This is a genomic window from Moorena sp. SIO3H5, assembly GCF_010692395.1.
Taxonomy (GTDB): domain Bacteria; phylum Cyanobacteriota; class Cyanobacteriia; order Cyanobacteriales; family Coleofasciculaceae; genus Moorena.
Window position 1 is genome coordinate 1 of the sequence record NZ_JAAHHS010000257.1, and the last position, 11,150, is coordinate 11,150.

Genomic DNA, 11,150 nt, shown 5'->3' on the forward strand with positions numbered 1-11,150 from the left:
TGGTTTGGGAAGCTAAGACATCACGCACTTGAGAAGTACCAATTCCAAATGCGATCGCACCAAACGCACCATGAGTCGAAGTATGGGAATCCCCGCAAGCCACCGTCATGCCTGGCTGAGTCAACCCTTGTTCCGGAGCAATCACATGGACAATGCCCTGATTCCCAGAGCCGATATTATAGAATCGAATCCCAAACTCCTTACTACTGTTTTCCAACGCTTGCATCATCTCCTCTGCCAAGACATCAGCAAACGGACGACCTTGGTTTTCCGTCGGAACAATATGGTCTACCGTTGCCACAGTTCGTTTCGGAAACAGCACCTTCAATCCCCGTTCCCGCAGCATCGCAAAGGCTTGGGGACTAGTAACCTCATGAATTAAGTGTAAACCAATAAATAGTTGAGTCTGACCCGAAGGCAACGTGCCAACACTATGTAAATCCCAAACTTTGTCAAAAAGTGTTCTCGCGCTCATTTCGAAAAGGCTTCTTACCTGGAATCCAAGAAAGGGGTAATGTATTTTATCCCCAGATTCTACATTTTATTCTAAGATATGTCCTGTTCAACACAGGTTTTACGTTTTTGCTAAAAAAATTAACAGCATCCCCACAATTATTCAGCTATCATCTATCAGCCATTAGCGAACAGCTTAAGCGCTACGCGCACGCTACGCGAAAAGCTTATGGGCTATTATGGGCAAGCTACGACAACAGCTTTTGAATAAAACCGGTAAATTTATTTAATCAAATTTAATCAATGTTATTGAAAGCTGACTGCTGACTGCTGACGGCTGAAGGCTTACCCATCCCCACCAATCACTAATCATCAAATAAACCTAAGATTGGACCAAGGATAGCTCCGAACACAAATCCACCAGCATGAGCCCAGTAAGCAATTCCTCCCCCCTCCATTCCCACTTGAGCCTGGGCTCCCAGACTAGCTATGCCATTAAACGCTTGCTGTAGAAACCAAAACCCTAGATAAAATACAGCTGGTATCCTAGCTACGAAAAATATTATAAATAGGGGCACTAGAGTCAGGATTTTAGCATTAGGAAACCTGATAATATAGGCCCCCATCACTCCAGCAATTGCTCCACTAGCTCCTAAAGCAGGAATAAGAGATCCTGCCGAGAAAAACCATTGAGCTAAGGCGGCTAAAGCCCCACAAGTGAGATAAAAAATTAAAAACTTAATCCCCCCAAGTTTTTCTTCAATGTTGTTACCAAAAATCCACAAAAATAACATATTGGAGCCAATATGAAGAAAGCCAGCATGGAGAAATTGGGATGTGATCAGAGTCAAGGGTTCTGGCACAGGCTGGCCCACAGGAAAACCCTGGAAGCTAGCGGTTAACTCCCTAGGTACCACAGCATAAAGCCTAAAAAACGTGTCGAGTTCTGGTTGACTTAACCTCAGTTCATAAATAAAGACTATAATATTAATAACAATCAGAAGTATAGTAATATATGGCGTGATTGTGATTGGGTTTTCGTCTCTTAGGGGTACCATAATTCGTTTTTATTTTATGAGTTCACCGAAATAGTCACACCAGATTCTAAAGCAAGTTTACAAAATTAACTAATATTTGATTTTTGGCTAAGCCGTCAGTTTTCAACCCCCGTCTATGATCACACTGTTCTCAAGTTAACTAAAACTTGATTGGTTAACTATAATAAGTCAGCTGATTTAGGAGTGTTAGATTTTGGCGTTGCTGATCTAAGGAATAATATCAAGTCTAGTTGGGTCAGTTACCAGTTACCAGTTACCAGTTACCCTCAATCATGCCACAATTGAGCAACGCCATATTCTATTTAGCTTTGGTTGAATCTACCACTTCAGAAGATTAAATTGTTCCATATCTACCGTATCCCTATTACGATATATCGACAGCACAATCGCTAAACCTACCGCTGCTTCTGCAGCTGCTACCGTAATTACAAACACGGTAAACACTTGACCCTTAATCCCGGCTGAGTCCATAAAATTAGAAAACCCCATTAAATTCAGGTTGACCGCATTCAGCATTAACTCAATAGACATCAGCACTCGCACGGCATTGCGGCTAGTCACTAGACCATAAATACCAATGCAAAACAAAGCAGCAGCAAGCAGTAAAAAGTATTGGAGTTGAAGTTCCATAAATTATGATGTTTTATGTAGGGAATAGTAGTTTTTCAATGGGTAATTAGTGGTTGGTTGTTTACCATTGAGCGTTGACTGTCAACCGTCAACCAAACACTAACAAATACTAAACTGTTGTCTTATTTAGAATCCCCTGGCACAGACGCAAGCTCCCGAGGACGCTCCGGCAAGGTCAAAGCTGTAGCAATTTCCTGGTCTCTCGAAACCAATTCCTCAGGAATATAATCCCGACGAGCTATGATAATTGCCCCTACCATTGCCATTAACAAAAGTACAGAAGCTAGCTCAAACGGCAATAAAAAGTCACTGAAAAAATGCTGACCAATCTCCACAGCAGTATTAGTAACAACCATAGCTGGAGCAATTTCAACTGACCATGGCGTTACCAAAACCATTGTACTCAGAAGCGCAAACAAACCAATACAGACTATAGCCGTTGACCCAGTGCGCACCCAGCGCTTAGTCATTGGTGTAAAATCCTCTCGCTTATTCACCAACATAATGGCAAATAAAATTAGGACATTAACCGCCCCAACATAGATTAATATCTGTGCTGCTGCTACAAAGTCAGCATTTAGCAGAATATACAATCCAGAAATACCGATGAAAACACCAGCCAGTAAAAAAGCTGAGTATACAATGTTGGAAAGAAGGACAACCCCTAAAGCCGCCCCAATCATGATCACCGATAGTATGGCAACAGAAATTAACTGAACCCCTTCCGCTAGATTCATGCTTAACTTATCTCCTCGCGATATATTTTTGCCTAATCTTTATTAGTGATAAGTCATTGGTCACACTCAACAGTCACTGAAAAGACCAATGACTAACAACTAACTCTTAACGTCTTCTTCTTTTGATTCCATTTGATCGAGAATTTCCTCTGGACGCATACCAGCCCTTTGAGAACCTGCTGGCAAATCATGAGGATCCATAACCCCCTTCGGTAGATAAGCTAATTCCCGTAGAGGAGTTACCATCGGGTCTTGGGTAACTTTATAGGGGAGGCGTCCCAGGGCTACATTATCATAGTTCAACTCATGACGGTCGTAGGTAGAAATTTCATACTCTTCCGTCGCTGATAGACAGTTAGTGGGGCAGTATTCAATGCAGTTAGCACAGAAAATACAAACTCCGAAATCTATACTGTAGTGCTTGAGATTTTTCTTCTTAGTAGATTTATCAAATTCGTAATCTACCACTGGCAAGTTAATCGGACAAACACGCACACAGACTTCGCAGGCAATACACTTATCAAATTCAAAATGGATCCGACCGCGATAGCGCTCAGAGGGGATTAGTTTTTCGTATGGGTATTGTACTGTAATTGGACGCCGTTGCATGTGATCAAAAGTCACCGATATCCCTTGACCAATGTAGCGAGCAGCTTGCACAGTTTCTTTAGCGTAGTCGCCAACCTGTTTTAGGAACTTCAGCATAATAGTTTAGTGTCTCTCTCTTGATTGTATTGCTGAGTATTGTATTACTGATTTATGAATCCTGATTTCTGTCTTTTTTAGCAAAAATATCCTGTCCGTTTTACTACTTATTAGTATCGATTATTCTTTACTTGTTAGTTGTTATGTTTTACTAAACAAGTAGACAGTAAACGGACTTGATATAACTAATAGCTAACCACCAAATGCAATTGGAAATGCCAATTTAAGAGCAGCAGTTAATAGAAGATTTACCAAAGCTACTGGTAGTAGAAATTTCCAGCCGAAGTTAAGCAATTGGTCAATCCGAACCCGGGGCAGTGTCCAGCGTAACAGAATAGCTGTAAAGATCAGGAAGTAAGCCTTTAGCAGGGTCATGGTAATCCCTAAAGAAGCAGTAATCACCTGTAACCAGGAACTGGTTTCACTCACCCCTAGCCAGCCCGCGAGTTTATCCAGAGGAATGGGGAACTCCCACCCACCCAGATAGAGCACTGCTACGAGCAAGGCAGACAACACGAGATTGACGTAGGAACCGACATAGAACAAACCAAATTTCATCCCAGCGTATTCTGTCTGATACCCAGCCACCAGTTCTTCTTCTGCTTCGGGTAAGTCAAAGGGGAGTCGCTCGCATTCTGCCAAGGCCGAAATCCAAAAAATTAAGAAACCCACTGGTTGACGCCAAATATTCCAACCCAGAATGCCGTATCCCGATTGCTGATCAACGATGTCAATGGTGCTGAGGCTGTTGGACATCATGACAACAGCTAGGACTGCTAATGCTAGAGGAATCTCATAACTAATAGACTGAGCTGCAGCTCTTAAGCCTCCAAGTAAAGAATACTTATTATTAGAGGCGTAGCCAGACATTAACAGACCAATTGGCTGAATGCTCGACAGGGCAATCCAAAGGAATATGCCTGTGCCCACATTGGTAATTACCAAGTTCTGTCCAAACGGTACAATCAGATAGGAGATAAATACTGGGAGGACAACGAGGATTGGTCCGATGGTGAATAATAAAGAGTCAGATTTGGCTGGAATAACATCTTCTTTGAAGACTAGTTTGATGCCATCTGCTACAGGCTGGAGTACCCCTAGAGGACCCGCGTATTCTGGACCAATGCGCTGTTGAGCAGCAGCAGAAATTTTTCGTTCTAACCATACCACTACCAAAACCCCTACGGTGGCAACGGTAATCATTAGAAATAAGGGTAATGGCATCCAAATGGCTTTAGCTGCACCAGCGGGGATGCCTAGATCACTCAGCGATTGAATAAAACTGCTTTGGAGGTCAATTCCTGGATTCATATTTTCCCATTAAGGTTATCATTGAGACCATCGATACCGCTGGTATCAGTTGGTATAAGTTTCTTTATGAAGATTTTTTGAGAACTTCAGTGTCTAGTATATACTTGAGAGCTGAATTTCTCCCCATTACCCAATCACTCATTGTCTATCCTAGACCTAAAGCATTGCTAGGATAGGTATATCGCTATTGTTTTTATATATAGGGTTCATCAGGAATTGGATGGGAATGCGATCGCGCTGTATTGATACCGCTGCTCCCGATCCCGCTTTTCCTCTGATTTTAGAACTGCAGGTAACGCATTTATACTTCAAACTTCTACTTAACAGACTTCAAGCTAAACTTTCAAGTAGATCGACCCATCTTTGACCCCAATGAGCCTGTGCATAAATCCTGGGTGTACTCAGCCCGGTAACCCTGATACGGATCTATTCTGCTCAAGCTGCGGTTCTGAGTTATTGCTGGCGGGACGTTATCGGGTCAGCCGATTACTCGGAGAAGGTGGCTTTGGACGAATCTATGAGGTGACTCACAAGGGAATTGTCAAGGTTCTCAAAATTTTGATTAACGATGAACCCAAAGCTGTGGAACTTTTTGAGCAAGAAGCCAGAGTTCTGACTCACCTCAATCACCCAGGTATTCCTAAAGGAGAGGAAAATTTTACCTTTTTTCCCAGAAACCACCAAACCCCCCTATACTGTTTGGTCATGGAAAAAATCTCTGGGCTGAATTTAGAGGAATATCAAGAAAAGCGAGGAAATCGCCCCATTGATGAAAAATTAGCCTTGGATTGGTTATTTCAAATCGTTGATATTCTCCAAGCAGTTCATCAGGAAAACTTTTTCCATCGGGATATCAAACCGTCCAATATTATCCTGCGTCCAGATGGACAACTAGTATTAATTGATTTTGGCACAGCACGCCAAGTTACCCAAACCTATATGGTAAAACAATCTGCTGGGAATGTTACCAGTATGATTTCCCCTGGGTACACTCCCCTAGAACAAATCCATGGTCAAGCGGTACCCCAATCGGATTTCTACGCTTTAGGACGGACATTTGTTTATTTGCTAACAGGGCAAGAACCCTCAGATTTATATGATGCTGGCAATGATATCTTGATGTGGCGACCCCATGCACCACAGATTTCTTCGGAGTTAGGGGATTTTATTGATAGTCTGATGGTGCGAGTTTATCAACGTCCTAAGGATACTCAGGTTCTTTTAGAAAAGTTACAAGCAATCAACTCCGAACTTAATCCTTCAAGGCCATCCCAGAAACCAGATGATTCTACTGTTAATAGACCGCAATCAAGTCAAGTGGGGGGGTTTGGCAGTTTAGGAATAGCTGTAGCTGGATTTTTTAACCAATTCCAAAACTCTGACCCCTCAGCAGTCGAGGGAGTGACCCTAAACTCTTTTGACTTCGATGTGGTAACTCTAGATAAATACGGTGAGATTAAAAAGCGCCGCCGTCACCAAGCCCAATATTTCACAGAATACTTAGGCAATGGTTTAGGGCTAGATATGGTCTACATCCCTGGGGGAAGATTCATCATGGGTTCACCAGAAACTGAGAAGGGACATAGCGACGATGAAAGTCCACAGCATTGGGTCAGAATTTCTCCATTCTTCATGGGAAAGTTTACGGTTACCCAGGCCCAGTGGCGGACTGTAGCAACCTTATTCCAAGTCTCCCCTCCCCTAAACCCCCAGCCCTCTAAGTTCAAAGGCGATACCCTGCCAGTGGAAAAGGTATCTTGGTATGAGGCGATGAAATTTTGTGCTATACTATCTAGGCTGACTGGACGAAACTATCGGCTTCCCACTGAGGCGGAATGGGAATATGCCTGTAGGGCTGGTACCAGTACCCAATTCCACTTCGGTGAAACCATTACCACCGATGTTGCCAATTACGATGGCAACTGTAGATACAGCTCTGAGCCAGAAGGAGTATATCGAAAACAAACTACTCGTGTAGGTAGCTTTAGTGTAGCCAATTCCTTTGGTTTGTATGACATGCATGGGAATGTTTGGGAGTGGTGTACTGACCATTGGTACCCAAACTACCTAAGGGCTCCGGTTGATGGTAGTGCTTGGCTCAATAGTATCAATGAGTATGATCATCATTCCCGAGTTTTGCGTGGTGGTTCCTGGGATATCATTCCTGGGATATGCCGCTCTGCTTGCCGCTTTAGCTATATCCCAGCAGACGATATCGACGTTAACATTGGTTTTCGGGTAGTGTGCGATGTGACTATGGCTTGATGGGTTCACCATTGGTAATAGCCGTTGAGGGAGTTTTGCTGGTCTGGTGTTGCTGGTCTCAATGGGAGCAGTAGCAAAAACTTACGAATGCGATCGCCTTTGGCGCAGCAAAGCTGATCGCTAGCCAACGCCCTTCGGGCTAATCGCCTTTGGCGCAGCAAAGCTGATCGCTAGCCAACGCCCTTCGGGCTAATCGCCTTTGGCGCAGCAAAGCTGATCGCTAGCCAACGCCCTTCGGGCTAATCGCATCAATCAACATCCTGCAAAACCCGATAACCAATATCCCGACGGTAATACATCCCCTCAAACTGGATACAATCCATAGCGCTATAAGCAACTGATAAAGCTTGCGCTATTGTTTTACCCGTTCCGGTAACCCCCAAAACCCGACCACCACTAGTAACTAGCTCCTCCTGCTTCAAGGTAGTACCAGCACTGCAAACTACTGCTCCTTGTTGCTCAGCTTTTTCGATACCAGTAATTACCTTACCCTTTTCGTAAGCTCCCGGATACCCCTTCGAGGCAGCAATCACACAAGCAGCAGCCCCTTGTTTCCAAGTAAGAGTTGGTAATTCCGCCAGTCGCTGTTGGGTACAAGCCAGAAGCAACTGATCTAGGGGAGTTTCTAGCAACGGTAGGATAGCTTGAGTTTCTGGATCCCCAAAGCGACAATTAAATTCCAGAACCGTTGGGTTTCCTTCTGGAGTAATCATCAATCCTGCATAGAGAACTCCCCGATAATCAATTCCCCTGACCTTTAAAGCCTCAAGGGTAGGATTAAGAATTTCCTTTTCAATCCGTGTGCTTAGCTCTGGGGTAACAATCGGTGCAGGAGCATAAGCTCCCATCCCTCCAGTATTCGGACCGGTATCCCCTTCCCCAATTCGCTTATGATCCTGAGCTGGTAGTAAGGGGCGAACAGTCAAGCCATCCGTAACAGCCAAAACCGAAACTTCTTGACCGGTGACACACTCTTCAATCACTACCGTCTCAAAGCCATTCTGAAAGAGTGACTGCACAGCCAGCTTTGCCTCGTCTATGGTAGCCGCAACAGTTACCCCCTTACCCGCTGCTAAGCCATCCGCTTTGACCACAATTGGTGCTACCTGGGTTTTGACATAAGCCAATGCTGGTTCTGCTTCGGTAAACACAGCAAAACTTGGGGTAGGAACACCAGCCGACTGCATCAAATCCTTGGCCCAAGACTTACTCGACTCAATTTGCGCTCCCTCCTGGGTCGGACCAAATACAGGGATATGTTTACTTTGGAGATAGTCTGTAATACCTAAAGACAGTGGGAGTTCTGGACCAACCACCACTAGAGATATATCGTTAACCAGAGCAAACTCAGCAATTCCATCAAAATCTTGAACGTTTAATAAACGATTTTGGCAACCTGTTAGTGTAGCGGTGCCACCATTACCAGGAACACATATCACCTGCTCAATAGTTTGAGATTGCAGCAGTTTCCAGGCCAGGGCGTACTCTCTTCCCCCATTGCCAATTACCAAAATCTTCACGTTTTTTCTACACTCTGTGCTGAATAGTCTATTTTATTCTATGAGCTTACCAAATTATTGAAGCCATTTTTACTAAAAAAAAAATTACTCACAATTTTAGATATTGTGCCAGACTATATTTAATATACATTGAAAAATAAACTAGTCTGACCAAAGCTTAACCAATAGTTTTAAATCTTAAATTTTATGGCTATTAATATCGTTACGGGTGCTGCGGGTTTTGTCGGTTCTCACCTAGTAGAAACCCTTTTGAATCAAGGTGAGCGAGTGATTGGTATTGATCAATTTAACGATTATTACGATCCCAAGCTAAAACGCCGTAATATTCAAAATTTTAAAGACCATCCCGCTTTTGAGTTAATCGAAAGTGATATTCAGACCTTGGATTGGCGATCGCTCCTAACCGATGTAGAGGTAGTCTATCATCAGGCAGCACAAGCTGGAGTTCGTGCCAGTTGGGGGGATGGTTTTCGGGATTATACCGAGCGCAATATTAATGCTACCCAAATCCTACTGGAAGCCGCCAAAGATGCCAAACATCTGACCCGATTAGTCTACGCTTCCAGCTCTTCAGTTTATGGTAATGCCGAAGCCCTACCGACATCTGAAACCATTCTTCCCCAACCGGTTTCCCCCTATGGAGTAACCAAGCTAGCTGCAGAACACCTATGCTTACTGTATTACCATAATTTTGGTGTACCGGTTACTGCCTTACGCTATTTCACCGTATACGGACCCAGGCAGCGCCCAGACATGGCATTTCACAAATTCCTAAAAGCCATTCTCACCGATGAACCCATTAGCATATATGGTGACGGAAAGCAAACCCGAGACTTCACCTTCATCAAAGACATCATAGCCGCGAATCTGGCTGCAGGTACCACAGCTGCTGCTGTTGGAGAAGTGTTTAACATTGGTGGTGGTAGCCGAGTGGTCCTAGCGGATGTTCTCGACACCATTGAACAAATTGTTGGACATCCCATTAAGAAAAACTACATCGAAAAAGCCAAAGGAGATGCACGTCACACTGCAGCAGATATTACCAAGGCCAAAACCCTGCTCAGTTATCAACCTCAAGTATCCCTATCCGAAGGCTTAGCCCAAGAATGGGAATGGATACAGACTCTTTACGCTCCTGTATAGCGCTACGGGCAAGGGCAAAAGGCAAAAGGCAAAAGGCAAAGGTGCGCTTTCCGTTGGCGAATTAAATTCGCCACGGGTCGCACCTAAAAGTTGACTAAAACAGCTTTTGCTGCTTGTATCAATGTCAAAACCTTAATGGGTACTCCTGTATAGAAATTATCTAAAGCTCAACCCCAGCTATTTCAAAGGCTTGTCTAATTGCGCCAGCTAATTCCGATTGATACTGTTGCAGGTAATTTTTCTCAAAACCCATCCTTTTTTATCAATAATTTTACATAATTTTTTGCCAGAAACAGATTTTATACTGTAACTTCCACAATTTTGCTGTTAGGTTCAGGAATATAGGAATTGCTAGCAACTTCTAACCAACCTTCAATTGCATCTTGAAGATTTGCTAAAACCTCTTCCATTGTGTCTCCCTCAGTAATGCAGCCAGGTAGTGCGGGTACTTCTGCCCAAAAACCACCTTCTTCTGCTGGATGTATTGCAACCTTAATCTGCATTTGGGTTTGCTTGATCAAGAGTTTTTTGTGTATTTTAACTCATCACCTCTGTACTTTTGTCAAGCTTATGCACACCCTGACTACTCTTACTTTTCGCTCTTTCCACTTCAACTTTTGTCAGTAAACCAGGGTCTTCAGTTAATTGACATATCTGTTTTTTTATAATTAAATAAATACGACTGTCTCCCACATCAGCCACTAGTAAGTTGTTACTAATCCCTAAAATTATACTTAGTGTAGTTGGGAGTAGGTCAAAGTTGCAGAACAAATGAACTATGTACGATATGAGCTTGCTTAAACCGATGAGGAGGCTAGAGATTTAGTACAAATGTTCTGCATAAGTGACATGCTCCCGAACTATATCAATCTAATTGTAGTCCATTATAGTGAATTAAATTATTTCAATAAAGTGATATAGCCATTCGATTTTATAGGTAAAAATACTATTAACTAAAGGCAAGAGTTCCTCAAGTATATAGGGATTTTATAAATACTATTTCGGGGCACCCTAAGACCAACATTAATTGTGATCTATAGTACTTACCGATTGGCTGATGTGCCAATTACTGGGTTTTAGGGAGCAGGTACTCAGGCCGTCGGCACGCTACGCGAACGGAGCAGGGACCAAGGAATTAGTATCAGTGCTAAGATAAAAAAATAACCAAGTTAACTGCAAGTCAGCTTAGTATTTTTAAATGATATGGAAACATATAATGGATAAGGAAAGGGAATATAAAACAGGTAACAGCTACCATTAGTAAAGAGCTTTGTAGAGTTTTTGATATTATGCTAAATCACCCATATTCTTCATGACCTATTTGTAAA

General features: G+C 43.0%; 11 protein-coding genes. 2 read left to right on the forward strand and 9 right to left on the reverse strand.

Annotated elements, in window-relative coordinates:
* From F6K52_RS23925 to nuoH, 6 genes are all read right to left on the reverse strand, one after another.
* A partial coding sequence (locus tag F6K52_RS23925) for an aconitase family protein (protein ID WP_293083750.1) occupies positions 1-475 on the reverse strand: 475 nt, incomplete at its 3' end.
* Between the two features lie 343 nt (positions 476-818).
* Positions 819-1,511, reverse strand: a complete 693-nt coding sequence (locus tag F6K52_RS23930) for a rhomboid family intramembrane serine protease (protein WP_293083753.1) — start codon at positions 1,509-1,511, stop codon at positions 819-821.
* 318 nt (positions 1,512-1,829) lie between these two features.
* Positions 1,830-2,141: an NADH-quinone oxidoreductase subunit NuoK gene (nuoK, locus tag F6K52_RS23935; RefSeq protein WP_008185025.1), complete on the reverse strand. Its 312-nt coding sequence runs from the start codon at positions 2,139-2,141 to the stop codon at positions 1,830-1,832.
* Positions 2,142-2,263: 122 nt separating this feature from the next.
* Positions 2,264-2,878: an NADH-quinone oxidoreductase subunit J gene (locus F6K52_RS23940; RefSeq protein ID WP_293083756.1), complete on the reverse strand. Its 615-nt coding sequence runs from the start codon at positions 2,876-2,878 to the stop codon at positions 2,264-2,266.
* Between the two features lie 99 nt (positions 2,879-2,977).
* A complete protein-coding gene (ndhI, locus tag F6K52_RS23945) occupies positions 2,978-3,580 on the reverse strand; it encodes an NAD(P)H-quinone oxidoreductase subunit I (protein WP_293083777.1) in 603 nt (200 codons plus the stop codon).
* 195 nt (positions 3,581-3,775) lie between these two features.
* On the reverse strand, positions 3,776-4,894 hold the full coding sequence (nuoH, locus tag F6K52_RS23950) for an NADH-quinone oxidoreductase subunit NuoH (RefSeq protein ID WP_293083759.1): 1,119 nt from the start codon (positions 4,892-4,894) through the stop codon (positions 3,776-3,778).
* Positions 4,895-5,266: 372 nt separating this feature from the next.
* Between nuoH and F6K52_RS23955 the strand changes: the two genes are divergently transcribed.
* Positions 5,267-7,159: a bifunctional serine/threonine-protein kinase/formylglycine-generating enzyme family protein gene (locus F6K52_RS23955; protein ID WP_293083762.1), complete on the forward strand. Its 1,893-nt coding sequence runs from the start codon at positions 5,267-5,269 to the stop codon at positions 7,157-7,159.
* A 5-nt stretch (positions 7,160-7,164) separates the two neighbouring features.
* Here the strand turns inward: F6K52_RS23955 and F6K52_RS23960 are convergent, their stop codons facing one another.
* Both F6K52_RS23960 and purD read right to left on the reverse strand, forming a co-directional pair.
* Positions 7,165-7,320, reverse strand: coding sequence for a hypothetical protein (locus F6K52_RS23960; protein ID WP_293083766.1), 156 nt, complete (start codon positions 7,318-7,320; stop codon positions 7,165-7,167).
* 87 nt (positions 7,321-7,407) lie between these two features.
* Positions 7,408-8,679, reverse strand: coding sequence for a phosphoribosylamine--glycine ligase (gene purD / locus F6K52_RS23965; RefSeq protein ID WP_293083769.1), 1,272 nt, complete (start codon positions 8,677-8,679; stop codon positions 7,408-7,410).
* A 186-nt stretch (positions 8,680-8,865) separates the two neighbouring features.
* Between purD and F6K52_RS23970 the strand changes: the two genes are divergently transcribed.
* Positions 8,866-9,822 (forward strand): NAD-dependent epimerase/dehydratase family protein, encoded by a 957-nt coding sequence (locus F6K52_RS23970; RefSeq protein ID WP_293083772.1) that lies wholly within the window; start codon positions 8,866-8,868, stop codon positions 9,820-9,822.
* Between the two features lie 299 nt (positions 9,823-10,121).
* Here the strand turns inward: F6K52_RS23970 and F6K52_RS23975 are convergent, their stop codons facing one another.
* The gene (locus F6K52_RS23975; protein ID WP_008182203.1) at positions 10,122-10,325 is read right to left on the reverse strand and encodes a type II toxin-antitoxin system HicB family antitoxin; all 204 of its coding nucleotides are present in this window, start codon (positions 10,323-10,325) and stop codon (positions 10,122-10,124) included.
* Positions 10,326-11,150: the final 825 nt, after the last annotated feature.